The following is a 22,752-nucleotide window of genomic DNA, read 5'->3' on the forward strand; positions in this document are numbered from 1 at the left end:
CCATGACAAAAACGAATGCTGCCCACCAGCCCTCAAGGCTCCTCATTCTGGGTGCCCTCGGTGTCGTCTATGGTGACCTAGGGACCAGTCCCCTCTATGCCTTTGAAGAAACCTTCAATCCCCTTCATCCCCTAACGGTTACTCCGGACAATATCTACGGCATTCTCTCTTTGATCCTCTGGTCGCTTGTCCTCATTCCAACATTCAAGTATGCAATCTTTGCCCTGCGTGCTGACAATGGCGGTGAAGGCGGCATCTTTCCCCTGACGGCACTTGTCCTCTCCCGAATTCGCCTTAGTCCCCACTGGCGGCGCTGGGTGATCATTTTCGGTCTCGTGGGGGCGGCCATGTTCTATGGAGATAGCACCATTACCCCTGCGATTAGTGTTCTCTCTGCCGTTGAGGGGCTAGAGGTGCTCAGTTCCCAGTTTGCAACTTGGACAGTTCCGCTAACGGGGGTCATTTTAGTGGGGTTGTTTTGGTTTCAACATCGCGGTACCACCCAAGTGGGGCAGGTCTTTGGCCCGATCATGTTCCTCTGGTTTATGACCTTGGGCATTCTTGGCGCGATTCACATCTTCGAGCACCCCACAATTCTGAACGCCCTCAATCCTTGGTGGGGAGTAGAACTCTTTCGCACCCATCCCAGCCAAGTTCTTTTTCTATTGGGAGTGGTTATTCTGGCACTGACGGGTGCCGAGGCGATGTATGCCGATATGGGACACTTTGGCGTCCAGCCGATTCGCTTGGCGTGGTATCGTCTAGTCTTTCCTGCCCTTGCCTTGAATTATCTGGGGCAGGGTGCTTTCATTCTCAAGCATCCAACGGCTACCCATAATCTCTTTTTCCAACTTGTGCCTGAGTGGAGCGTTTTGCCCTTAGTCATTCTCAGTACATTGGCCACCGTTATTGCATCTCAAGCGGTAATTTCGGGGGCTTTTTCAATGACTGCTGCGGCTATTAAGTTGGGCTATCTGCCCCGGCTGCGCATTGATGTCACGGATGATCATCACCGTGGCCAGATTTATATTCCTGTAATCAACTGGTTGCTATTGGTTACGGTTCTGCTCTTGGTCATCACCTTTAGAAACTCATCAGAACTCGCGGGTGCCTATGGTTTGGCAGTTAACTTAACCATGGTAGTTACGACTCTCTGCCTGATTTTGGTGGCGCGGCACTTGTGGCGGTGGTCTATTCTGCAAATTAGCCTTGTTTGGGTCAGTATTTTAGTAATTGAAATTGCTTTCCTGATGGGAAATGCCCTCAAGATTCCCCACGGTGGCTGGTATCCCCTTGTTTTCGGCGGGATTATTTATATGCTCTTAGTGACGTGGCGACAAGGTCAGGTTCTGCTGCGCCAGCAACTGCTGCAAGCAAATACTCACTTCTCCCTCAAGGAACTGCTCAGTCAAGGGGTTGCGCGTGTGCCGGGGATTGCTGTTTTCTTCTCACCACTTCCCCACACCATTCCACCGACCTTTATTCAAAACCTTCAGCACAATCATGTGTTGCATGAGCAGATGATCTTTATCCATTTAGCAACTGCGAATTTACCCCATGTGCCCTTGTCAGAACAATTGGCCTATACAGTCACGGATGTCGGTATTTATGAAATCATCCTTACCTCGGGGTTTCGCGATCGCCCCGATGTCCTACTCGCCCTTGAAACTTGCCAACGTGTCCTCAATCTCCCCCTCAACGAACCGATGAGTTTCTTCCTAGGCCGTCGCACAATCATCCCCACCCACGCCCCCGGTATGACCTACTGGCAAAAGGTTGTCTTTGCTTGGCTATATCGCAATGCTGAGGATGCCATGATCTACTTTCGTCTGCCCCCTGAACAAGTAGTGGAGCTTGGCATACAGGTAGAGATTTGATACGTGGGAGCATTTATCCCAAACGGCTATTCCATGCGGTTTCTGCATCCTTGAGTGCCTGATCAATTGTCTTTTGTCCCAAGAGAACTGCCTGTAAATTCTCGTAGAGGAGTCGTTGTAGCTCCTTAATATCCCGCAGAGGGGGAATGAGAACCTCTGCTTGGTTCATTTGACGAGCGCTGACCGATCGGGCAATGTCCACGGGGGTGGCATTTTCGCCAATGGTACAGAAGTAGGGATCCGCTAGAGCCGCTTGTGTAGAAGGCAGGACATTGGCTTCCTTGGCAAAGGCGAGTTGGTTTGCATTATTGGTGACAAAGAGGGCAAATTCTACGGCTAGGTCAGGATGGCGGCTCTGGCGGGGCACAAGTAAATTCATCACAGCAACATTTTTCTTGCCAGTGTCTCCGGTCAACTGGGGGGCGGGGGCTGAAACGGCTGCAATACTGGGGGCATTGGTGGCGATCGCGTTCAAAAATTCCGGACTGGTCATCAATAGAGCCGTTTGTCCCGCTTGATAGAGTTCGATACCTTGGCGGTGGCCTTCAGTCAGCACCTGTGGCGGCAAGAGTCCCTGACGATAGAGATCCAGCCAATACTGGAAAACGGCTTTGCCCACTGGGGAATTAAAGGCAGCACGGCCTTGATCATCGACAAGCTTCACCCCCATCTGTACCATGGCCTGCATCAGTTCGGCAGAGTCCTCGGGCACCATCGTGATAAAGAAGGCGTATTTGCCCGTTTTCTCCTTCACGACTTTAGCAACACTGGCAAGTTCAGCAAAGGTTTGCGGGGGGCGATCGATCCCAGCGGCGGCAAGAATCGCCTTGTTATAAATCGTTACCCGCGAGGTGAGGTACCAAGGCACGGCAAAACTCTTGCCCTCTAACGTCGTTGCCTGCCAGATATTCGGTAGATAACGCTCGCGCACGGCTGGCGGCACATAGTCATTGAGATTGAGCCACGCATTGCGTCCTGCCAACAACGCCGCAAAGTCGGGGTTCAGGTTCACCACATCGGGAGCAGTGCCCGCTAATACTGCCATGAGAATTTTGGTCTGCATTGCCGTCCAAGGAATATCCACCCAGCGCACATGGACATCGGGATGTTGGGCTTCAAATTCCGCAATCAGGCGATGGAAGTAGTCAGTAAATTTCGGTTGCAGTTGCATGGTCCAGAATTCAATCTGGGTGCCTTGGGTAGGCGGCGTTGTTCCACAACTGGTGAGGATGGCCAGCCATAGCCCCACCAACAGCCCACCGATCCAGCGTTGCCACGATCGCATTGCTGAGGACTCCTACAGGGGGGGGAGTTTAGAGGTGCAGGCACGACAGCGAGTTGCTTTGAGGGGCACTGATTCCAAGCAGTAGGGACACTCCCGTTGTTCTGACGCAGGGGGTTTCTTCGGTAGCAAGGGTAAAAGCAGCTTCAGGAGAATAAACAAGCTCAGGGCAATCACCCCAAAGTCGAGCAAACTGCCCAAAAACTTGCCAATTCTAATCCCCGACCCGACCGTAAGCTCGCGCCAGTCGCCCCCTGGAATCAGGGGATTGATCAAAGGCATCATCAGGTCTTCCACCACGGAGGTGACAATGCGGCTAAAGGCACCCCCCACCACGACAGCGATCGCCAGATCAATCACATTCCCCTTTAAGGCAAATTGGCGAAACTCCTGCCAAAATTGCTTGACCTGTCGGCGGTTCAATCGCCCCATGCCCACTCCTCAGTAGTACACAAAAATTAACACTTATCTTCATCAATGACCAAAATTTTAGCGATGCCGCTAGCCAACGGGCAAACTCTAGGCTAACATTGTAGATCCAGTCAGAAAGTGTTCGAGCGATCGCTGGTATGATTGCGTATGGCACCCACTTCTGCCCGCTTGATAACTCACTATACACCCCCATTTTCGTTAAAGGAGCTAGGAAAACACTCGCATGGTCAATCAGGAAAAAACGTTAGACGTGGGCTTTACGCATGCTGATTTTGCAGCCTTACTCGACCGGTACGATTACCACTTCAACCCCGGCGACATTGTTGCTGGCACCGTCTTTAGCATCGAACCGAAGGGTGCCCTGATTGACATCGGTGCGAAAACCGCTGCCTACATCCCTATCCAAGAAATGTCTATCAACCGGATTGACAGTCCGGAAGAAGTCCTGCAACCGAACGAAACCCGTGAGTTCTTTATCTTGGCGGATGAAAATGAGGAAGGGCAGCTGACGCTGTCGATTCGCCGTATTGAGTACATGCGGGCTTGGGAGCGCGTTCGCCAACTGCAAGCGGAAGATGCCACCGTTCGTTCTCAGGTCTTTGCCACCAACCGTGGGGGTGCCCTTGTGCGCATTGAAGGGCTGCGCGGCTTTATCCCCGGTTCCCACATCAGCACCCGTGTCAACAAAGAAGAATTGGTGGGTGAAGAGCTACCCCTGAAGTTTTTAGAAGTGGATGAAGAGCGCAACCGCCTCGTCCTCAGCCACCGCCGTGCCCTTGTCGAACGCAAGATGAACAAACTGGAAGTGGGCGAAGTAGTGGTTGGAACCGTGCGTGGGATTAAGCCCTACGGTGCCTTCATTGACATTGGTGGGGTTAGCGGTCTGCTGCACATTTCCGAGATTTCCCACGATCACATTGATACGCCCCACAGTGTTTTCAATGTCAATGACCAAGTCAAGGTGATGATTATTGACCTTGATGCTGAGCGGGGTCGGATTTCCCTGTCCACCAAGCAACTGGAGCCAGAACCCGGTGACATGGTGAAAAATCCGCAGTTGGTCTATGAAAAGGCTGAAGAGATGGCAGAGCGCTATCGTCAGCAACTCCTGCAACAACAGCAGCAGGCCACCGCAGAGACCACTGAGGAAGTCATTGAAGACATTCCCGAAGCCACTGAAGACGATACGGCTGAGCCGATTCTTCAAGAAGCCTAGGATGTCCCTTGCCCTCACCCTTGGGGATCCAGCGGGCATTGGCCCAGAAATTCTCCTGAAAGCCCTAGCTCACCTGCCCTCAGAAATGTTAGGGCAGTTTTTTATTGCTGGTACAGGCCAAGTATTAGAGGAAACGTACGCTCGCCTCTGCCAGCAGGGACAGGTGGCCATTGATCCTGCCCAGCTTCGGATTTGGGAGCATCCCCTCGATGCGGTGATTGTGCCGGGGCAACCGAGTGTGGTGAGTGGGGCGGCGAGCTTTGCCTACTTAGAAACAGCCATTCAGCGGGCGATCGCTGGCGAGGTGGCAGGCATTGTGACGGCACCGATTTCTAAGGCCAGTTGGCAGGCGGCAGGCTATGCTTTTCCCGGTCAAACAGAAGTGCTGGCTCACTTTACAGGAACCGCCAACGTGGGCATGGTGTTCTTGGGGCGATCGCCCGTAACCAACTGGGTGCTGACCACTTTACTCGCGACGACCCACATCCCCTTGCAAGAGGTGCCCAAAGCACTGACCCCCGAACGCCTCAATGAAAAACTCGCGCTCCTTGTGCAGTTTCTGAGGGAGCGGCGGCATCTGGAGCGGCCTCGCATTGCCATTGCTGGCTTGAATCCCCACAGTGGTGAGCAGGGACACTTAGGCCAAGAGGAAGTGACTTGGCTGATTCCATGGCTCGCAGCAGCCCAGCAGCAGTATCCCCAAGTTGAACTGATTGGTCCTGTGCCCCCTGATACCCTCTGGATTGGAGCTGCCGATGCGTGGTGGGGACGCCCTGCCCCGGCAACTGCCTACGATGCCTACCTCGCGCTTTACCATGATCAGGGGTTGATTCCCGTGAAGATGCTCGCTTTTCGGGAAGCGGTGAATACGACGATTGGCTTGCCCTTTATTCGCACGTCCCCGGATCACGGTACGGCTTTTGATATTGCGGGTACAGGGATGGCAGACCCACAGAGTTTTCTGGCGGCGATCGCTTGGGCGCAAACCCTGAGTGAAGGATCGGTTTTCCCTCTTCCCCCCGCCTAAAGTGCCTTTGATAGAATGCAACTAGATAACAAACCAAACGGTCAAGCGTTGGCATTTGGGTTGTTGCTGTATCGGGCAGAGTCATATGGGATTCTTTGATTCAGAAATTGTTCAACAGGAAGCACAACGCCTGTTTCAGGACTACCAGCAGTTGATGCAGCTTGGCTCCGAGTACGGCAAGTTTGACCGCGAAGGCAAGAAAATTTATATCGAAAAAATGGAAGAACTCATGGAGCGCTACCGTATTTTTATGAAGCGGTTTGAGTTGTCCGATGACTTCATGGCGCAGATGACCATCAAACAATTGGAGACCCAACTCAGCCAGTTTGGTATGTCTGCCCAAGCCATGTTTGATCAAATGCATCAAACCCTTGAGCGCATGAAAGCCGAAGTGGAACGCCAACCCTAGGGGAGAGGGCGAGTGTTGCTCTGCAATTTGGATGGGGTGATTACGCCAGAGGCCTCGATTTCTGTTCTTGATCGCGGGTTTCTCTACGGCGATAGCGTTTATGAAGTGATGCGTACCTACCGCGGGATTCCCTTTGCCTTACCAGAGCACCTCGCACGGTTGCGTGCTTCAGCGGCCTATCTCTACATGAGCGTGCCGTGGTCTGATGAGTACATTACCCAAGAAGTGCAACGCACCTTAGCGGCTGCCCCAGCGGGAGAATATTACATTCGGATTGTCGTGACCCGTGGTAGGGATCGCCGCATTGGGCTATTGCCAGAACCAACGACCCAGCCCAGATTATTGATTGTGTTGATGGCGATCGCCCCCGAACCAACATTGAGCGAACAGGGAATTTGCCTGACCATTGCCAAGCGGCAACGCACGAGCACTGCTGCCCTTGATCCAGCCGCCAAAACGGGCAATTACCTCAACAATATCTTGGCGCTATTGGAAGCGCAGCAAGCTGGGTTTGACGACGCCCTGCTTCTCAATGCCCAAGGGCAGATGACCGAGGCCACGACCAGTAACCTCTGGATTGTCCGTGAGGGTGTGGTCGAGACACCCCCCACTGCTGTTGGGATGCTCCACGGAATTACGCGAGCGACGCTGTTGCAGATCGTTGCAAACTTGGGCATGCCCCATCGGGAAGTGATTCTCACCCCACAGGAGCTAGCGAGAGCCAGTGAGGGCTTTCTGAGTTCATCGGTGCGCCTGCTAATGCCGATTCGCCAAGTGGATGAGGTGATCTTTCCCGCCTGTCCAGGGCCTGTGACCCAAAAGTTATGGCAGGAATTATTAACAGTGATGGAAAAGGCGACTCTGGCCTAGATACAGTCCTTTTAGCGAAGTCCTTGAGTTGGGAACATGACGGGAATATTGGGATTCACCCATACTTGACAGTCGAGTTCGGTACTGGCTGGGAAAAAAGGAATCGGGTTGCCTGCGGCATCGGTGACTTCTGGCAGGTATTCAAGGGGTAGGGCATCAAATTGACAGGTGTAGGCACCATAAATGACCTGCCGGCGATCGCCCGAAGGGCGCGCTGCGCGATCGCGCAGGATCAACTGATAACCAAAGCTGCGACTGGCATTGCCCAACTGATTGATCAGGGCAAAACGCCGTAAATAGGGCAGGCGTCCCCAAGCAGACGGCGACACAAAGGCTTCAACTCTACCCCCCGGCGCTGTGATGGCCGGAAAAGCCTGCCAGCGCTGAATCACCCCATCCCCAAACTGCTGCACTGCCCACCAGAGGCTGGGTACCGTTAAGCCCACTGCCGAGGGTTGCTCACTCACCACGACTTGTTTTTCATTGACCGGCAGCGCGATCGCCCCCGCAACCGCTGGCGGTAAGTCTTCTGCCGAGGTATTGGCGGCTGTTTTGAGGGGCTGCAACCCTAATAGCGCGATCGCCCCCACGGCACTCAACCATCGGCCACAGGACTTGGGAGGGGATAGGGTTCTCATTTGCTTTGAGTCGGGAAGGAGATTACCTCCTATATTACGGATGCAGCCAAGCCTTCAATACATCGAGGAGACTATTCCCCCCCCACGCAAGGGCAACCAGAATGGAGGTGGTCACCGCTAAGCCAATCAGAGAAATAACCACCCCTGCCAGACTAATCAAACCATCGTCATCCAAAAGACCAAAGCCAATCGTAAAAATGCCCATCGCTGGAATGGTGTTGGTGCCGGGAATGGGCAAAATCATCGAGATTGCCATCAGTGACACGGCAACTCCCAAGCCCAAACGTCCGCCTCGGGTCGTGCAAATGGGGCGCAAGCGGGGACGGGAGATCAATTCAATCCGCCGCAGCCAAGGCAAAGCTGTGCGCACAATCTTTTGAATCTGGGATCGCGGCATCGTGCGCTTGAGCAGCTGCGGGGGTAACCAAGGGGTTGAGGCACCCACGAGCAATTGCCAGCCCAACAGTAACAGCACAATGCCAAAGGGGGTGGAGTAACCGGGGGCTGGAATAGGCAGCGCCGAGGGCAATGAAAGTACAGCCAGCAAAAAGCCGAAGGTTCGCTCTCCCGCCAACTGCAGAATATCCCCCAAGGACACCAGTTGCTGCGTTAACACCTCGCCATCGCTGGGGCTAGGCACAGGACTCAAAAAGGCACATTCGAGGTCAGTGGACAGTTTTGCCATAAAAAATTACGGGAGGTGGAAATGTTGCCACTGCTAGGATACGATAGATTGATCGTTAGTTATGCCCAACACAGTTGACAGGCGATCCTAAGGCCGCGATCAACCTGAAGCCATGGCAACCCCATCTGACTTACCGACAGAGTTGCACCTGATCAACCCGCGGCGATCGCTGGGTCATGTTTATCTCGACTGGACACCCCAACCTGGTTGCCATGTGGATCATGAAGGGGAAACCTATACCGTGTTAGAACGCCGTCATCGCTACCGGTTTCGTGGCGGACGTTATCAGCTGGAAAAAATTGCCCTCTATGTGCAGCACAGCGATACTACCAGCGATCGCCATCTCGTCAATGGACAGTGGGTGATTGGAGATCCCACCTGCCGCTGGAATGCGCTTTCACCCTTGTTGCGGTGTGCTGTGAACCCTCAAGGCTCCTGCCAAGACTGTCGAGATTACCAGCCTCGAGAACCTTAACGTTTTGCTGCGAAAAACCCCCTCGCGCAGAGGGGGAGCATCAGGGTGATTTCAGATTGAGCCAGAAACGGCCAGCCTACTGCACAGCGGGCGTCATATAGGAGGTTTCCGGTAGAACAATTTTCACCGGTTCAACGTGCCAGATGTCTTGGCAGTACTCGCGAATGGCGCGATCGCTAGAAAATTTGCCCATCCGTGCCACATTCAGAATCGACATTTTTGCCCATTGGGCTTGATCTTGATAGACCTGAAGCACCTGTTGATGGCAGTCCACGTAGCTTTGGTAGTCTGCCAAAAGGCAATAGCGATCGTTTTGCCAGAGGTGTTCCACAATTGGGCGAAAGAGTTCCGTATCCCCATGGGAAAAGTAACCAGAGCCGATGAGGTCAAGGACTCGCTTCAGTATCGGGTTATTATTGGCAAACTCCCACGGACGGTAGCCGTTACGCCACAATTCCTGCAATTGCTCCACCGTATTGCCAAAGAGGAAGAAGTTTTCTGCTCCTACTTCTTCGCGAATCTCCACATTGGCACCATCGAGGGTGCCAATCGTCAGCGCCCCATTGAGGGCAAATTTCATATTCCCTGTGCCTGAGGCCTCGTAGCCCGCTGTTGAGATTTGTTGGGAGAGATCCGCTGCGGGATAGACCCGCTGTCCCAGAGTCACATTGTAGTCGGGTAAAAAGACCACCTTCAGGCGATCGCGCACCGCTGGATCACGGTTAATCACGTCGGCTACCGAGTTGATGAGCTTGATGATTAGCTTGGCCATGTAGTAGCCCGGCGCCGCCTTACCGCCAAAAATAAACGTTTGGGGTACCATCTCCAGTTGCGGATTGTCCTTCAACATCTGATAGAGGGTGATGATATTGAGGACACACAGGTGCTGCCGCTTATATTCGTGGATGCGCTTCACCAAAATGGAGAAGAGGGAGTGGGGATCCACCGTTACTCCCACGCGATCGCGAATGTATTCCGCAAGGCGTTCCTTGTTTCCATGCTTCACCGATCGCCACTGAGCCGCAAAGTCGCGATCCTCTGCCAAGGGTTCCAATCGCCGCAGTTGATCCAAGTGCTTCACCCAATCTTCGCCAATGCGTTCGGTAATCAGGCGAGTTAATCCGGGATTACTGAGCACCATCCAGCGCCGAGGGGTGACGCCATTGGTTTTATTGGAAAATTTCTGCGGCGTCAGTTCGTAGAAATCCTTGAGCACCGTTTGTTTCAAGAGTTCTGAGTGCAGCGCCGCCACTCCGTTGATGGCATGACTCCCCACCGCTGCCAAGTGTGCCATGCGCACATAACGACAGCCACTTTCATCAATAATCGACAGCCGCCGTAGGCGATCGTTATCCCCCGGATATTGCAGGCGCACCTGATCGAGGAAGCGTTGGTTAATTTCGTAGATAATTTGCAAGTGGCGGGGTAGTAGTGAGCCAAAGAGATCTAGCGGCCATTTTTCCAGTGCCTCGGGCAAGAGGGTGTGGTTGGTGTAGGCAAATGTCTTGCAAGTAATGTCCCACGCCTGCTCCCAAGGCATGAGATGCTCATCCACTAACAGGCGCATCAGTTCTGCCACTGAAATTGCCGGGTGGGTATCATTCAACTGCACGGTGAACTTCTCGTGGAAGCGACTGAGATCCTTATTCCCCGATTGCTTGTAGAGGCGGATCATGTCCTGAAGGGCACAGGAGCAGAAGAAATATTGCTGCATCAGCCGCAGTTCTTTGCCCTGCAATTGCTCATCGTTGGGATAGAGCACCTTGGTGATGTTTTCCGAGGCAATTTTTTGGTTGACGGCACCGTAGTAATCGCCCGTGTTAAAGGCTTGAAAGTCAAAGGACTCCACCGCCTCTGCCCGCCATAGACGCAAAAGATTGGCGGTATTCACCTTGTAGCCCAAGATTGGGGTGTCATAGGCTACCCCTTGAATCACTTGGTGGGGTTCCCAAACGACCCGATAGCGACCCTGATCATCGGTGTAGCTATAGGTATAGCCGCCAAACTTCACCTGCAAAATCAACTCTGGTCGCGGAATTTCCCAAGGGTTGCCGTAGCGTAACCACTTATCCGTAATCTCAACTTGCCAGCCATCGCGAATCTCTTGGTCAAAGATGCCGTACTCATAGCGAATGCCGTAGCCAATGGCGGGGATTTCCAATGTGGCGAGGGAATCCATATAGCAGGCGGCCAAGCGACCCAAGCCACCATTGCCCAAGCCCGGCTCTTCCTCCTGATCCAGCAGTTCCTTGAGGTTCAAACCCGTTTGCCGCATGGCTTCTTCAACGGCCTCATAGAGTCCGAGGTTAATCAGGTTATTGCCGAGGTGTGGCCCTAGCAAAAATTCGGCGGAGAGATAGCAAACAGTGCGGCTTTCTTGATCTCGATAGGTTTTGGCAGAATTCAACCAGCGCAACAGTAGGCGATCGCGCACGGTGTAGGCCAAGGCCAAGTAGTAATCATTTTTCGTCGCCACTTCGGGGAATCGCCCTTGGATAAAGAAGAGATTATCCATAAAGGCGCGGCGCAGCGTTTCAATACTCGTACCGGTGCGATCGTCTTCCGTCAGCACCGTGGGACAACCGGGCGGAATGAGACTGGTCATTGTGGGAATCCTCGCAAAGAATTAACGCGATTAGTAGTCAGCCCTTCCCTTCTGTTCTACCGCGATCGCCAAGGATTCCCCGCTAAGTACAGAATCTCTTTACCAGCAGGCCAGCCCTTCCCTAGCGTTTATTGACTGTGGGGGAGCAGTTGGCAGGTGAGTTCTTCCTCGGTTTCTGAGGGATCTGGTGGGGCAACGGTGGGTGGGGTAGTGCCAAGGGTCATGTCTGGGGCGGGGCTTTGTTGATAGCGTTGATAGAGCGTAGTCAGCAGTTTGATCAGGCGATCGCCGCCACTGGCATAGAGAGGGTCATCGGGCAAGCGCGCCAAAGCAGCGGCCATCTGCGTCTGCAAGATCTCTAAATCCCCATAGCGGCGGGTCAGCCGTTGCAGTAAATCAATGAGGGTAAACCGCTCTAGGCCTTGAGCATGCACCGGTTTAGTGGTCAACAGAGCGGCCACAAGAAGCTTCATCTGCAGGGGGGTACAGTAGCGAGTGACTTCCAAGCGCAAATCGTAGAGATCGGCGGTGCTGAGGGTTGGCGCCTCGATGGTCAGTGTGGCCGTTGGGGATTGGGTGTAGAGGGGCACCAAAATTTGCAGGAGTGCTGCTGAAAGAATCTGGTAGGCTGGTGCTTTGTTGAGACTATTGACAATGGCCGTTAGGCGTTGTCCCAAAAGGGTGGGGGTTTTCAGCTGCTCAAGGATTTGGATCACGGCCTGTTGCACATCGCTGACGGTCCACGGCGGCGCTTGAGTCGGCCATTGATTTTGCTGCAGGGCATACAGTAGCTTAAAAAGACGACTGTGCTGCGGATGCTGGACGATTTGTTGGGCAGCGGTGGCAATTGGAGAAGTTGTTGTCGTCACAGGTTTGCCAAAAGTCCCTCGATCTGTATTCTAGCCAATTTTCCTAGACGATAATTTATTGATTGTCATCAAGGGGAGATTGTCAAGACCTCTGCTAGCATTGGGAGAGTTTAGCAGTAACAGAACGCGTGTGAAAGAGCTTTTTCATCGCCTGCAGCAGCGTCTCAATGAGATTGTTGTCGGTCAAGGGGCGATCGCCCAAGGGTTGGTTGTGGCGCTCCTCGCCGAAGGCCATGTCATCCTTGAGGGGGTGCCAGGAACTGCTAAAACTCTCCTTGTGAAGCTCCTCGCTCGTCTAATTGCAGCGGAATTTCGCCGTATCCAACTCACTCCCGATGTCCTCCCCGCCGATATTCTCGGTACGAGTATCTTTGACTTTAACAGTCGCACATTTCGCCTGCGCAAGGGGCCAATTTTTACCCAAGTGCTGCTGGCGGATGAAATTAACCGCACACCGCCTAAGACCCAAGCGGCTCTCCTCGAAGCCATGGAAGAACGGCAGGTAACCCTTGACGGCACCACTCTGCCCCTCTCGGGTTTATTTTGGACAGTGGCCACCCAAAACCCCTTGGAATTTGAAGGGACGTATCCCTTGCCCGAAGCCCAACTGGATCGCTTCCTATTTAAGCTAGTCGTTCCCTACCCAGAGCCAACCTCAGAACGGCAAATGCTTGAAAATGCCCTTGGGGGCTTTGAGGCGCGGGATCTCGATCAACTCAATTTGGAGCCGTTGATTACCGTTGAGCAAGTTTTGGCAGCACGGCAGCAAGTGCGGCAAGTCCATGTGGCGCCTGCGGTGCTGGATTATCTGTTGGCCTTGGTGCAGGCCAGTCGTCAACATCCTGAACTGCTGTTGGGGGCTTCCCCACGAGCGGCAGTGGGCTGGTTACGCGCCACCCAAGCCCAAGCGTGGTTAGAGGATCGCGCCTATGTTACCCCTGAGGATGTGAAGGCGATCGCCACCCCGCTACTGCAACACCGCTTAATCCTCAAGCCCGAAGCCCAGTTAGACGGCACCACGCTGCCCCAAGTGATCCAAGGTATTCTCGCGAAAGTTGCTGTTCCTCGATGAAAGCACCTGCCAGTTATCAGTTTGGTCGCCATCGCCCCCGCTGGGTGCCCACGGTTCGCTTCTATGGCCTCTTGCTGCTGGGGCTTCTCTTTCCAGTGCTGACCAGCTTTCTGCCAGCAGAGCTATGGCCGATCGCCGAGGCGGTTCCCCAAGGGAAGTTGCGGGAATGGTTGCACCACTGGCCTCTGGGGCTGGGATGGCTCCTGATGGGACTGTACGATCTGTTCATTTTCGGCCTGTCCCTGTGGGACTATATCCGCATCGGTCGCTGGCAACTGACCCTCGATCGCGCCTGTGAGTCACGGCTCTCCATTGGTCGGCAAAACCCGATTCGCCTCAGGCTGCACACCCGTGGTGAGGTTTCCTTGAATGAGCAGATCTGGGTTGAACTCTACGACTATGTGCCTGCTGAGTTTACGGGTGAAATCCCCTACTTTGCCTTGGCGGCCTCAGCCCAGAGGACGTTGGAATTGCTCTACCATGTGTTTCCACCGCGACGGGGTGCCTTTCAATGGTCAGGCTGCGATGTGCGGCTGCGCAGTTCTTGGGGCTTGGCGTGGCGACGCTGGTTTGCACCCGTTGTGACTGAAGTGGAAGTCTATCCCGATTTGATGGGCTTGCGATCGCTCTCGATTCGCCTCAGTTTAGAATCCAGTGGCAGCTTGCAGCGGCGACGCTATGCCTTGGGGGGCACCGAGTTTGCCGAATTGCGGGAGTACCATCTGGGGGATGATCTGCGCCTCATGGACTGGAAAGCGAGTGCCCGCCGCGGACGGCCTCTTGTGCGCGCCATGGAGCCCGAACGGGATCAACCCCTGATTATTCTCTTGGATCGAGGCCGCTTGATGACCGCTACTGTCGCTGGTTTGAAACGCTTTGACTGGGGCTTAAACGCGGCATTGGCACTGGCGCTGACGGGCTTGCGACGGGGGGATAAGGTGGGCTTGGGGATTTTTGATCAGCAACTGCACACGTGGATTGCGCCTCAAAGTGGCGATTCCCATCTGGGGCAGATTCTAAGTCAGGTGTATCGCTGTGAACCCATTCTCGAAGAATCCGACTATGTGGGCACCGTCAGCGCGATCTTGGGACACTATACCCGCCGTGCCCTTGTGGTGGTTCTCACAGAGGTCATTGATGAAGTGGCTTCCCAAGAACTCCTCGCAGCCATGGCTCGCCTCACGCCGCGTTTTCTACCCTTCTGCGTTGCTTTGCGCGATCGCTACATTGAAACCCTTGCCCACCGCCCGTTGATGCCACAGCCCTTAGCTGCCGTGGATCAAGTGAACAGCCTCTATGAACAGGCCGTCGCTCTCGATCTCCTGCACCAGCGCCAGCGCGCCTTTGCCCATCTGGAGCAACAGGGGGTTCTGGTTCTTGACGCGCCTGCGGATCAAATGAGTGAGCAACTGGTGGATCGCTATTTGCTGCTGAAAGCCCGTGGTCGCCTCTAGGGTTGGCTAGCCTCGATCACACTGGTATTCCTTGGCTCCTGTAATGGCCGTAGGGGCGGGCGATCGCCCGTTGATGTCGCTAGGGGAAGGGGTGTCGAGGTCTGCGTCAGCCCACAAGTTGCCCGCAAACGCGCTTGCAGGAGTTGACTCACCACCTGACGTCGAATAAATTCTTGCTCAATTGCTGGGGGGACTGAACGTTGCAGTTCCATAGGTTGCCTCGAATTCACCGTTGTTCACGGCGACACAGGCTTCCGTGCGCTTCCCACACCCACATTCAACCGGTCATAGGCCTCACCTCGATCTTAACGGCGATTGCCCACGATTGTAAAAATGACTACCAAAATGCAGTGGGATTTGTGGGGATTTCCTAACACTATTGCAACGGGGATACATTCGGGGATTGAGGTGATTCCCATTTCTGCTGGCAAAACTCGTGGATCACCTTACCGCCATGAATAATCACATAGAGCGTCACTCCACTGAGGACAAAAGGCATGATCTTCTCGAGCCAAGGAAGATGGCAACCGAGGCGGGTCAGGACAAGGGCAAAGGCATCATCTAAAAGGCTAATCAACAAAGGTAGCAATTGTCTTAGAAGGGTAAGAATCTCTGGTAAATAACCATCACTATCCATAAAAATACTCTCGGCTGAGTTGACGCAGAAAATCACCTAAAGAAACATTGATCAGTTGGGATGATTGGTGAGTGGAAATACTTCATAGGCACTTCATTCTCATCAATACAAATAAAGAATTGAAAAATGAATCACACTTCTTTACAAATTGATGACCTTTAGATAAGCTTACCCTAACTGCGATTGTTGTTTTTGCTAGTGTTCCCAAGAATAGCCGAAAACCCTGTCCGTCAAGCATTAAGGCTGCTATTGCTATTGCTAAGTTCGGTTGAAAATGAGAGATTGTCGTGAGTTGTTAACAACCGTAACACTTCTATTATAGGCAACGCCTAGGGGTTAGGGGATAACTGTAATTTGTCGTTACATTGGAAACACATTCTGACGCTTGGCTGTCTAGGATAAAGAAGCAGCAGCGGCAGGTGCTTTATGAGACAGATGTCGGGTCATCGGTGTTGTTTTGCGCTTCTGTTGGCGATCGCCACAACCACAGGATTTTACCAGCGGGGACTCGCACAAAATGAAGCCCAACAGTTGCGCGATATTATGCAGCGGTTGGATGCCCTACAACAGCGCTATAGTGCCGCTGTCAGTGAACTAGACGTGATTCGCAAAACCTCTTTTGGCGGCGATAGTAATCATGTCATTGCCCTCACAAATCAGATTGAGCAGTTGCAAAAACAGGGGAATTATGGCGCAGCAGTGGCACCCTCGCGGGAATTGGTGGCGATCGCTGAGCGGGTTTTAGGTGCCCATCACCCCACTGTGGCTGCAACTTTGAATAACCTTGCTGTCACCTACAAGGAACTGGGCAACTTTAGTGAGGCGATTCCCCTCTATCAGCGCAGCTTAGCCATCCGTGAACAAGCCCTTGGCGCCAATCATCCCGATGTTGCCACCAGCCTCAATAACCTCGCCAACCTCTACACCGATCAAGGCAACTACGGTGAGGCCCTGCCTCTCTATCAACGCGCCCTTGCCATCCGTGAACAAGCCCTTGGCAAGACCCATCCCGATGTGGGCTTGAGTGTGCACAACTTGGCAGTGATGTACCATTTGCAGGGCAGCCTAACCACAGCCTTGCCCCTCTACCAGCGCAGTCTGGGTCTCCTCGAACCCGCCTTAGGGGCAGAACATCCCTTGGTGGCAACGGTGTTGAATAACCTTGCCGAACTCTATCGTGCTCAGAGCAATTATGGCGCGGCGCTTCCCCTTTACCAACGCAGTTTGGCGATCCGTGAAAAGGTGCTGGGGACAGATCACCCCGATGTTGCCACTAGCCTCAACAACTTGGCTGAACTCTATCGGGTACAGGGGAATTATGGGGCGGCGCTTCCCCTCTATCAACGCAGTATTGCCCTGCGGCAGCGTACCCTCAGTGGCGAGCATCCCTATTTGGCGCTAAGTCTTGCCAATTTAGCCAAAGCCTACTGGGCGCAGGGAATGATCAACGAGGCCTTAACGGCTCTCAACCGTGCCCTTGACATTGAAGAGGCCAACCTCAGCCGCAACCTCGTGGTTGGCTCCGAGGAATACAAGCGCAACTATCTGGCCACGTTTCAAGACTCCACCAACACCGCCATTTCCTTCCATTTACAGGGGAATCCCCAGAATCCAGCAGTAGCCAACCTCGCCTTGACTACCATTTTGCGCCGTAAAGGTCGGTTGTTGGATGTTTTAGCGGCAACAGCCAGTCGCCTGCGCAATCAACTGGATGCCTCGGGGCAGCAGCAACTGGATGAATTAATTCGTGTGCGAACACAGATTGCTAGCCTCAACTTTGTACGCGATCGCCCACCGCCGGCCAGCCAAATTAGCCAACTCGAACAGCGTGCCAACCAACTGGAAGCGCAACTGGTGAGTCAAAATGTCAGCTTCCGTTTAGACGTTACCCCCGTCACCCTCAGTGCGGTGCAGCAAGCGATTCCCGCCAATGCTGTGCTGTTGGAGTTTATCCAGTATGTGCCCTACAACCCGAAAGCCAACCGCTGGGAAGCGCCCCGTTACGCCCTCTATGCCCTGAAAAATAGGGGTGCTCCCCAATGGCGTGACTTGGGTACCGTCGCTGATCTCGATACGGTTATTAAGGCAGCACGCCAGCGGATGGCGGATCCAAGATTGCCCGCTACCGTAACGAAGCCCTCTTTGAAGGCGGCCTATGAGCGCCTCTTGGCTCCTCTGGAACCCTTCCTAGCGGGCAGTACCCATCTGCTGGTGGCTCCCGACGGTCAGCTCAATACTCTCCCCTTTGAGGCCTTGGTGGATCGGCAGGATCGCTATCTGGTGCAGTCCTATACGATCACGCTGCTCACCTCAGGACGCGACTTGCTGCGGCTGCAACAGCGGGTTAAACCCGCCAATCCCCCCTTGGTGGTGGGTAATCCCACGTTTAGTCAAGGGAGTGGTCGTGCTGTGGCAAGTAGTCAGCGGGGAGTGAACCCGCGATCGCTGGATTTGCGCAGCCTGACATTTACGGAGTTACCCGGAACCGCCACGGAGGTGAAAACCGTAAGCACGCTCTTGCCCCAAGCGCAGATCCTCACGGGCAGCAGTGCCACCGAAACTGCCATCAAACAAACGCAGCGGCCGCGGGTACTTCACCTCGCCACCCATGGATTTTTCCTAGAGAGTCCGCCGCTATCTCCCCAAGTCCTGCAACATACCCGTGGTCTCAATGCCAATACTCCCTTTAGGGGGGAAAATCCACTGTTGCGCTCCGGCTTGGCCTTGGCGGGTTTCAATCAACGGCAGAGTGGGGTGGATGATGGCGTGTTAACGGCTTTTGAAGTCACCGGCATTAACCTTGATGGTACCGAGTTAGTGGTGATGTCCGCCTGTGATACGGGGCGCGGCGATATTCTCAATGGCGATGGTGTCTATGGCTTGCGGCGAGCCTTTACCTTGGCGGGGGCGCGTACCCAAGTGAGTTCCCTCTGGAAGGTGGATGACACCACGACCCAACAACTGATGGTTGCCTTTTATCAAAATCTAGCGGCTGGCAAGGGACGCAGTGAGGCTCTACGGCAAGCGCAGTTGCAGTTAATGAATGACCCCAGTAAGCAAATTCCCTATTTTTGGGCTGCCTTTGTTAGCAGTGGTGAGTGGCGCCCGCTGCCCTAAGACAGGGGGTAGCTGACAGGGGTTTGTAATTGGCTGCCGAGGGGGCGATCGCGATCAATCCACAGAATTGCCCCTTGCCGTCGTGAGGGTGGCTCTCCCCAGAGCACAGTGATACTGCCGGGGGGCAAAGGTTCAGGACTAGGCCATTGACTGGTGAGCCAGACAAGGGAATCGATGGGATACTCAGCATCGGTGTCGCTGGGGGCGATCGCTGCTAGGGCCCGCAGTACCGTTGGCTGACCGTGGAGCATCCCCGTGGCGGGACTCCAAAACTGGACAGGAATTTGCTGTTGCAAACTGTAAAGGTAGAGGCTAGCCGCCGCAATCACCGCCTGCTCAAAGTCCTCCCCAATCCAATGGGGACGGGTATCCAAGGCAATGGTCACCGCATTCCCACCGCTAAAGGTGTCAAACTCGCGTACCCGCAGTTCGCCATAGCGAGCACTGGTGCGCCAATGGACTAAACGCAAAGGATCACCCCAGCGGTAGGGACGTAAGGCACGGGTGATGCCCTCTTGGGCAACGTGAAGATGATGCTGGCGATCGCGCCACTCTTGGGAAATCTCTTGCCCCAGTTGATCCAGCAAAGGACACTGTTGTAATTGCAGAACTTGCGGATAAACCACCACCTGCTGCGGTACGGGAAATGAGCGCTGACACCAAAAGAGGCCCAAGGGGGCAGCGGTGCGGAGGATTAGCTGCGACCACTCATAAATGCCCCGACGGGGTGGGATCAGATCGTAGTGCCAAGGAATGGTTTGCTGCGGTGGCAGTTCCGCGATTGCCTGTTGGGGACATTTTCTCTGGGTGGCTGACCATAGATCACGGGGAACGGGGTCAATCACTTGCAAATTGTGGCGAGGCGTTTGGGTGGCATTGGTCAGAAAGACGGTCAGGCGTAGGCGATCGCCCGCATGAACTGGCGCCACCTTGGCTCGCTCCAGCACCAATCCCCGCAAATAGCGCGGCGGTAGAATCGCCGCCACCAAGAGCAGACCAAAAATGATCCCCGTAATCACGTACAGCCAACCCGCCATCGAATTAATGGCTGCCGCAAAAAGAAAGAGATTCATGCCCAATAGCAGCAGTCCCGCGTAGGCGGGGGTCACCCAGCGTTCCTCTAAAAACTGACTGAGGCGACGCAGCTTGGCCATCGCAAATTCTCGCCTTAGGAGCGGTGGGACTCAGCGGGCAAGAGGCTAGGAAAGGAGTAGGCAAGCAGTTGCTGCAAGGCTTGACGAAAGTCCCCCTTGACAAGGGCGGGATCAAACCGCTGCACCAATTCGCCGCGATCGAAAAAAAGAAGGGTTGGCAGACTCGTCAGTTGGAAGTGACGACTGAGGGCAAAGTTTTCATCAGCATTGATCCTGAGAATTTGCAGCCGGTGCGGCAGTGACTGCTCCAGTTGATCCAGCAGGGGATCAATGAGGCGGCACAGGCCACACCAAGGGGCCCAAAAATGCACGATCACAGGCACGGGGGCACTGCGAATTTGCCGCTGGAATCCTTCAATATTAAATTGCTGAATGCCCTTCACGTTGTTATCTCGTTTTGTCTTGGGATCATGGTAGCAGTCAGCGGCGGTTTTGCAGCAGCCATTTGCGGCGATCTGATGCCGTAGGATCAAAAATAGTTTATCCAATCGATTGGCGTGCCCAAATGACCCCCAAGCCCACCCTTTGGCAAAAACTGTTCCCCCTGCTGTTACGGGAAACGATCGCCACACTTCAGGGGATCAGTGAACTGCTGAGCAAGGCCACAGCGCAACTCAAGAAGGTAGCCACACAACGGGCGATCGCCCCAGAGCAGCTGAATCCCGAACGTTCATGGGTCGGTCGAGGGGCAGCCCTATGGTGGCAGGGAATGGGCTGGGTGCAGCAACGGCTGCCGAACCATCTCCAAGAGCGGTATAACCGCGCTACTCTAACTGGGATCGCGATCGCCCTACTCCTCATTTTGCTCTGGTTGAATCCCCTCAGTTGGCTGCAATCTCCTCGCCAGCCAACGGTGAAAGCAACCCAGCGTCCCCAACCCAGTGTCCTTGTGCAACCCCGCCCGGCACCCACACCCATGGCAGCAACACCCGCCCCAATACCTCAGCCGACACCAACACCCACTCCGTCACCAAGGGCGATCGCTCCTTCCACCTTCGTCAGTGACAGCCTCACCGTCCGCCAGCAATTGCTGGCCCTTTGCGATCGCTACAGCAACGCCCTTGATCCCACCCTGACCCTCACCCCCAGCGAACAGCGCTTGGAATTGATGCTGGCCAACAGTTGGTATGATCTCAGTCCTACAAAGCAGGATCAACTAGCCCAGAACCTTTGGCAAACTGCCCATGACTTGGGGTATCAGACCGTCATTGTGGTGGATACCGAAGGTCACCTGCTTGTCCGCGATCCGGTGGTGGGTGATAATGCCATCGTTGTGCGTCGCAAGCTGATCTAACTCACCCCCGCAGCTTAAGCCATCAATTTCGCCAATCCGCTAACCTAGAAAAGTGCCAACTTCTTCAGCTTGCTATGAGTGACACCACCCTTGCCTCCGAAAAACGCAAAGCCCTTGAGCTTGCCGTCTCCCAAATCGAACGCAACTTTGGTAAGGGCAGCATCATGCGCCTTGGGGATGCCACCCGCATGAAGGTGGAAACCATCTCTAGCGGTGCCCTCACCCTTGACCTTGCTTTGGGGGGTGGACTGCCGAAGGGGCGGATCATTGAAATTTATGGCCCTGAAAGTTCGGGGAAAACCACCTTGGCACTTCATGCGGTGGCCGCAGTCCAGAAAGCCGGTGGTGTAGCTGCCTTTGTCGATGCTGAACATGCCCTTGATCCCACCTATGCGGCTGCCCTCGGCGTGGACATTGAAAACCTACTGGTGGCTCAGCCAGACACTGGGGAAACGGGTCTAGAAATTGTTGATCAACTGGTGCGCTCGACAGCCGTAGATATTGTGGTGGTGGACTCCGTTGCGGCCTTGGTGCCCCGCGCTGAACTGGAAGGGGAAATGGGCGACAGCCATGTGGGGCTGCAAGCGCGCCTCATGAGCCAAGGCTTGCGCAAAATTACCGGTAATATTGGTAAAACAGGCTGCACCGTGATTTTCCTGAACCAATTGCGGCAAAAAATTGGTGTCACCTACGGTAACCCAGAAACGACGACGGGGGGAACCGCCCTCAAGTTCTATGCTTCAGTGCGCCTAGATATTCGGCGGGTGCAAACTCTGAAGAAGGGAACGGAGGAATTTGGGATTCGCGCCAAAGTCAAGGTGGCCAAAAACAAAGTGGCGCCACCCTTTCGCATTGCTGAGTTTGACATCATTTTTGGTAAGGGCATTTCCAATCTCGGCTGCATTCTTGATATGGCCGAGGAAACCGGTGTGATTAGCCGCAAAGGAGCTTGGTATTCCTACAACGGCGAAAATCTTGCCCAAGGCCGCGACAACACAATTAAATATATGGAGGAGAACCCTGCCTTTGCCCAAGAGGTCGAACAGCAGGTGCGGCAAAAGCTAGACCAAGGGGTAGCCGTCTCTGCCAATACGGTGACTCATACCCACGAGGAAATGGCTGACGAGGAATAGGGGCGATCGCCCGCGAGGGACTTCCGTAGGAGCAATTTCCGCTCTCCCCAAAAGGTGAAGCCTTCCTCAACGACTGCAAAGCCACAGCGGGCGTATAACTGCTGCGCCGCTTGATTGTGAGCAAGGACGTGCAGATAGAGATCGCAATAGGCGGAGCAAAGGCTGCCCTCAACAGTGTGTAATAGCCGCCGACCAATGCCACGCCGCCGGTAGTCCGGATGCACCGCCAAATTGGAGAGATAAGGTTTGGATTCACCCTTGATCTCACGGAGCTGCATTTCCACACTCCCCACACATAGAGCAGATTGACCTGTGGATAGGAGGGCTAGCCAACAGTGGTAGTGGGGACGCTCGCGCTGCCAGCGATCGCGCAAATCCTGCTCCATCCCCAACTGCACAAAACGGCGCCAAAGGGCTTGCCACCCTCCCCCTGGGTGAAAACTCAGTGCCACGAGTTGAGCCACACTGGGCAGGTCGGTGATCTCTGCCGCACGAATCTCAATCAT

The 22,752-nt window shown here is 54.3% G+C and carries 22 protein-coding genes; 11 read left to right on the forward strand and 11 right to left on the reverse strand.

All coding sequences use genetic code 11. The annotated features are described in order from the left end of the window. The first annotated feature begins 2 nt into the window (after nt 1–2). The gene (locus tag RHP47_RS05240; protein WP_302679954.1) at nt 3–1,877 is read left to right on the forward strand and encodes a potassium transporter Kup; all 1,875 of its coding nucleotides are present in this window, start codon (nt 3–5) and stop codon (nt 1,875–1,877) included. 13 nt (nt 1,878–1,890) lie between these two features. Here the strand turns inward: RHP47_RS05240 and RHP47_RS05245 are convergent, their stop codons facing one another. Together RHP47_RS05245 and mscL are read right to left on the reverse strand one after the other, a co-directional pair. Beyond that, nucleotides 1,891–3,162 (reverse strand): sugar ABC transporter substrate-binding protein, encoded by a 1,272-nt coding sequence (locus tag RHP47_RS05245; RefSeq protein WP_310841233.1) that lies wholly within the window; start codon nt 3,160–3,162, stop codon nt 1,891–1,893. A 12-nt stretch (nt 3,163–3,174) separates the two neighbouring features. Further along, a complete protein-coding gene (mscL, locus tag RHP47_RS05250) occupies nt 3,175–3,591 on the reverse strand; it encodes a large conductance mechanosensitive channel protein MscL (RefSeq protein ID WP_226972020.1) in 417 nt (138 codons plus the stop codon). Between the two features lie 223 nt (nt 3,592–3,814). Between mscL and RHP47_RS05255 the strand changes: the two genes are divergently transcribed. The 4 genes from RHP47_RS05255 to RHP47_RS05270 all read left to right on the forward strand — a co-directional run bounded on the left by RHP47_RS05255 (nt 3,815) and on the right by RHP47_RS05270 (nt 7,113). Beyond that, nucleotides 3,815–4,807, forward strand: a complete 993-nt coding sequence (locus RHP47_RS05255; protein ID WP_149818829.1) for a 30S ribosomal protein S1 — start codon at nt 3,815–3,817, stop codon at nt 4,805–4,807. A 1-nt stretch (nt 4,808) separates the two neighbouring features. Then, entirely contained in the window at nt 4,809–5,834 is a 1,026-nt protein-coding gene (gene pdxA / locus RHP47_RS05260) for a 4-hydroxythreonine-4-phosphate dehydrogenase PdxA (RefSeq protein ID WP_149818831.1), read from the forward strand. A gap of 85 nt (nt 5,835–5,919) precedes the next feature. Next, a complete protein-coding gene (locus RHP47_RS05265) occupies nt 5,920–6,243 on the forward strand; it encodes a DUF1825 family protein (RefSeq protein WP_149818833.1) in 324 nt (107 codons plus the stop codon). 12 nt (nt 6,244–6,255) lie between these two features. Beyond that, nucleotides 6,256–7,113, forward strand: a complete 858-nt coding sequence (locus RHP47_RS05270) for an aminotransferase class IV (RefSeq protein WP_149818835.1) — start codon at nt 6,256–6,258, stop codon at nt 7,111–7,113. An 11-nt stretch (nt 7,114–7,124) separates the two neighbouring features. Here the strand turns inward: RHP47_RS05270 and RHP47_RS05275 are convergent, their stop codons facing one another. Both RHP47_RS05275 and RHP47_RS05280 read right to left on the reverse strand, forming a co-directional pair. After that, a complete protein-coding gene (locus tag RHP47_RS05275; RefSeq protein WP_149818837.1) occupies nt 7,125–7,751 on the reverse strand; it encodes a hypothetical protein in 627 nt (208 codons plus the stop codon). 34 nt (nt 7,752–7,785) lie between these two features. After that, nucleotides 7,786–8,436 (reverse strand): exopolysaccharide biosynthesis protein, encoded by a 651-nt coding sequence (locus RHP47_RS05280; protein WP_310841237.1) that lies wholly within the window; start codon nt 8,434–8,436, stop codon nt 7,786–7,788. A 112-nt stretch (nt 8,437–8,548) separates the two neighbouring features. On the opposite strand from RHP47_RS05280, the gene RHP47_RS05285 reads away from it, so the two are divergent. Continuing rightward, nucleotides 8,549–8,911 (forward strand): DUF6464 family protein, encoded by a 363-nt coding sequence (locus RHP47_RS05285; protein ID WP_149818841.1) that lies wholly within the window; start codon nt 8,549–8,551, stop codon nt 8,909–8,911. A gap of 76 nt (nt 8,912–8,987) precedes the next feature. On the opposite strand, the gene RHP47_RS05290 is transcribed toward RHP47_RS05285, so the two are convergent. Both RHP47_RS05290 and RHP47_RS05295 read right to left on the reverse strand, forming a co-directional pair. Continuing rightward, nucleotides 8,988–11,516, reverse strand: coding sequence for a glycogen/starch/alpha-glucan phosphorylase (locus RHP47_RS05290; RefSeq protein ID WP_286669021.1), 2,529 nt, complete (start codon nt 11,514–11,516; stop codon nt 8,988–8,990). 128 nt (nt 11,517–11,644) lie between these two features. Beyond that, the gene (locus RHP47_RS05295) at nt 11,645–12,385 is read right to left on the reverse strand and encodes a hypothetical protein (protein ID WP_286626921.1); all 741 of its coding nucleotides are present in this window, start codon (nt 12,383–12,385) and stop codon (nt 11,645–11,647) included. A gap of 130 nt (nt 12,386–12,515) precedes the next feature. Between RHP47_RS05295 and RHP47_RS05300 the strand changes: the two genes are divergently transcribed. Both RHP47_RS05300 and RHP47_RS05305 read left to right on the forward strand, forming a co-directional pair. Further along, nucleotides 12,516–13,457: a MoxR family ATPase gene (locus RHP47_RS05300; protein ID WP_286626922.1), complete on the forward strand. Its 942-nt coding sequence runs from the start codon at nt 12,516–12,518 to the stop codon at nt 13,455–13,457. Beyond that, nucleotides 13,454–14,911 carry a DUF58 domain-containing protein gene (locus RHP47_RS05305; RefSeq protein WP_310841238.1) on the forward strand — a complete coding sequence of 486 codons (1,458 nt, stop codon included), beginning with the start codon at nt 13,454–13,456 and terminating at the stop codon, nt 14,909–14,911. The genes RHP47_RS05300 and RHP47_RS05305 overlap by 4 nt, the downstream gene beginning before the upstream one ends. Here RHP47_RS05305 and RHP47_RS05310 read toward each other — a convergent pair. Beyond that, the gene (locus RHP47_RS05310; protein ID WP_310841240.1) at nt 14,908–15,123 is read right to left on the reverse strand and encodes a hypothetical protein; all 216 of its coding nucleotides are present in this window, start codon (nt 15,121–15,123) and stop codon (nt 14,908–14,910) included. The two genes, RHP47_RS05305 and RHP47_RS05310, sit on opposite strands and share 4 nt — an antisense overlap. 164 nt (nt 15,124–15,287) lie before the next feature. Next, complete coding sequence (locus tag RHP47_RS05315; RefSeq protein WP_206199935.1) at nt 15,288–15,548, reverse strand: hypothetical protein; 261 nt, start codon at nt 15,546–15,548, stop codon at nt 15,288–15,290. Nucleotides 15,549–15,983: 435 nt separating this feature from the next. Here RHP47_RS05315 and RHP47_RS05320 point away from each other — a divergent pair, with 435 nt between their 5' ends. Continuing rightward, nucleotides 15,984–18,665, forward strand: a complete 2,682-nt coding sequence (locus RHP47_RS05320; protein ID WP_310841241.1) for a CHAT domain-containing tetratricopeptide repeat protein — start codon at nt 15,984–15,986, stop codon at nt 18,663–18,665. On the opposite strand, the gene RHP47_RS05325 is transcribed toward RHP47_RS05320, so the two are convergent. Beyond that, nucleotides 18,662–19,819: a DUF58 domain-containing protein gene (locus RHP47_RS05325; RefSeq protein ID WP_310841243.1), complete on the reverse strand. Its 1,158-nt coding sequence runs from the start codon at nt 19,817–19,819 to the stop codon at nt 18,662–18,664. The two genes, RHP47_RS05320 and RHP47_RS05325, sit on opposite strands and share 4 nt — an antisense overlap. A gap of 14 nt (nt 19,820–19,833) precedes the next feature. After that, complete coding sequence (locus RHP47_RS05330) at nt 19,834–20,307, reverse strand: co-chaperone YbbN (protein ID WP_226972021.1); 474 nt, start codon at nt 20,305–20,307, stop codon at nt 19,834–19,836. Nucleotides 20,308–20,324: 17 nt separating this feature from the next. Between RHP47_RS05330 and RHP47_RS05335 the strand changes: the two genes are divergently transcribed. Together RHP47_RS05335 and recA are read left to right on the forward strand one after the other, a co-directional pair. Continuing rightward, entirely contained in the window at nt 20,325–21,113 is a 789-nt protein-coding gene (locus RHP47_RS05335; RefSeq protein WP_149818855.1) for a hypothetical protein, read from the forward strand. Nucleotides 21,114–21,187: 74 nt separating this feature from the next. Next, a complete protein-coding gene (gene recA, locus RHP47_RS05340) occupies nt 21,188–22,246 on the forward strand; it encodes a recombinase RecA (RefSeq protein WP_149818857.1) in 1,059 nt (352 codons plus the stop codon). Here the strand turns inward: recA and RHP47_RS05345 are convergent. Beyond that, nucleotides 22,213–22,752 (reverse strand): GNAT family N-acetyltransferase, encoded by a 540-nt coding sequence (locus RHP47_RS05345; RefSeq protein ID WP_310841245.1) that lies wholly within the window; start codon nt 22,750–22,752, stop codon nt 22,213–22,215. The genes recA and RHP47_RS05345 overlap by 34 nt on opposite strands.

Source organism: Thermosynechococcus sp. QKsg1 (assembly GCF_031586415.1).
Lineage (GTDB): Bacteria > Cyanobacteriota > Cyanobacteriia > Thermosynechococcales > Thermosynechococcaceae > Thermosynechococcus.

Bases quoted from the DNA above. Each gene is read 5' to 3' on its own strand.
- RHP47_RS05240 (WP_302679954.1), top strand. From the start codon at position 3: ATGACAAAAACGAATGCTGCCCACCAGCCCTCAAGGCTCCTCATTCTG.
- RHP47_RS05280 (WP_310841237.1), bottom strand. From the start codon at position 8,436: ATGGCAAAACTGTCCACTGACCTCGAATGTGCCTTTTTGAGTCCTGTG.
- RHP47_RS05305 (WP_310841238.1), top strand. From the start codon at position 13,454: ATGAAAGCACCTGCCAGTTATCAGTTTGGTCGCCATCGCCCCCGCTGG.
- RHP47_RS05345 (WP_310841245.1), bottom strand. From the start codon at position 22,752: ATGATTGAGATTCGTGCGGCAGAGATCACCGACCTGCCCAGTGTGGCT.
- RHP47_RS05290 (WP_286669021.1), bottom strand. From the start codon at position 11,516: ATGACCAGTCTCATTCCGCCCGGTTGTCCCACGGTGCTGACGGAAGAC.
- RHP47_RS05275 (WP_149818837.1), bottom strand. From the start codon at position 7,751: ATGAGAACCCTATCCCCTCCCAAGTCCTGTGGCCGATGGTTGAGTGCC.
- RHP47_RS05245 (WP_310841233.1), bottom strand. From the start codon at position 3,162: ATGCGATCGTGGCAACGCTGGATCGGTGGGCTGTTGGTGGGGCTATGG.
- pdxA (WP_149818831.1), top strand. From the start codon at position 4,809: ATGTCCCTTGCCCTCACCCTTGGGGATCCAGCGGGCATTGGCCCAGAA.
- RHP47_RS05265 (WP_149818833.1), top strand. From the start codon at position 5,920: ATGGGATTCTTTGATTCAGAAATTGTTCAACAGGAAGCACAACGCCTG.
- RHP47_RS05335 (WP_149818855.1), top strand. From the start codon at position 20,325: ATGACCCCCAAGCCCACCCTTTGGCAAAAACTGTTCCCCCTGCTGTTA.
- RHP47_RS05310 (WP_310841240.1), bottom strand. From the start codon at position 15,123: ATGGAACTGCAACGTTCAGTCCCCCCAGCAATTGAGCAAGAATTTATT.
- RHP47_RS05315 (WP_206199935.1), bottom strand. From the start codon at position 15,548: ATGGATAGTGATGGTTATTTACCAGAGATTCTTACCCTTCTAAGACAA.
- recA (WP_149818857.1), top strand. From the start codon at position 21,188: ATGAGTGACACCACCCTTGCCTCCGAAAAACGCAAAGCCCTTGAGCTT.
- RHP47_RS05325 (WP_310841243.1), bottom strand. From the start codon at position 19,819: ATGGCCAAGCTGCGTCGCCTCAGTCAGTTTTTAGAGGAACGCTGGGTG.
- RHP47_RS05285 (WP_149818841.1), top strand. From the start codon at position 8,549: ATGGCAACCCCATCTGACTTACCGACAGAGTTGCACCTGATCAACCCG.
- RHP47_RS05320 (WP_310841241.1), top strand. From the start codon at position 15,984: ATGTCGGGTCATCGGTGTTGTTTTGCGCTTCTGTTGGCGATCGCCACA.
- RHP47_RS05255 (WP_149818829.1), top strand. From the start codon at position 3,815: ATGGTCAATCAGGAAAAAACGTTAGACGTGGGCTTTACGCATGCTGAT.
- mscL (WP_226972020.1), bottom strand. From the start codon at position 3,591: ATGGGGCGATTGAACCGCCGACAGGTCAAGCAATTTTGGCAGGAGTTT.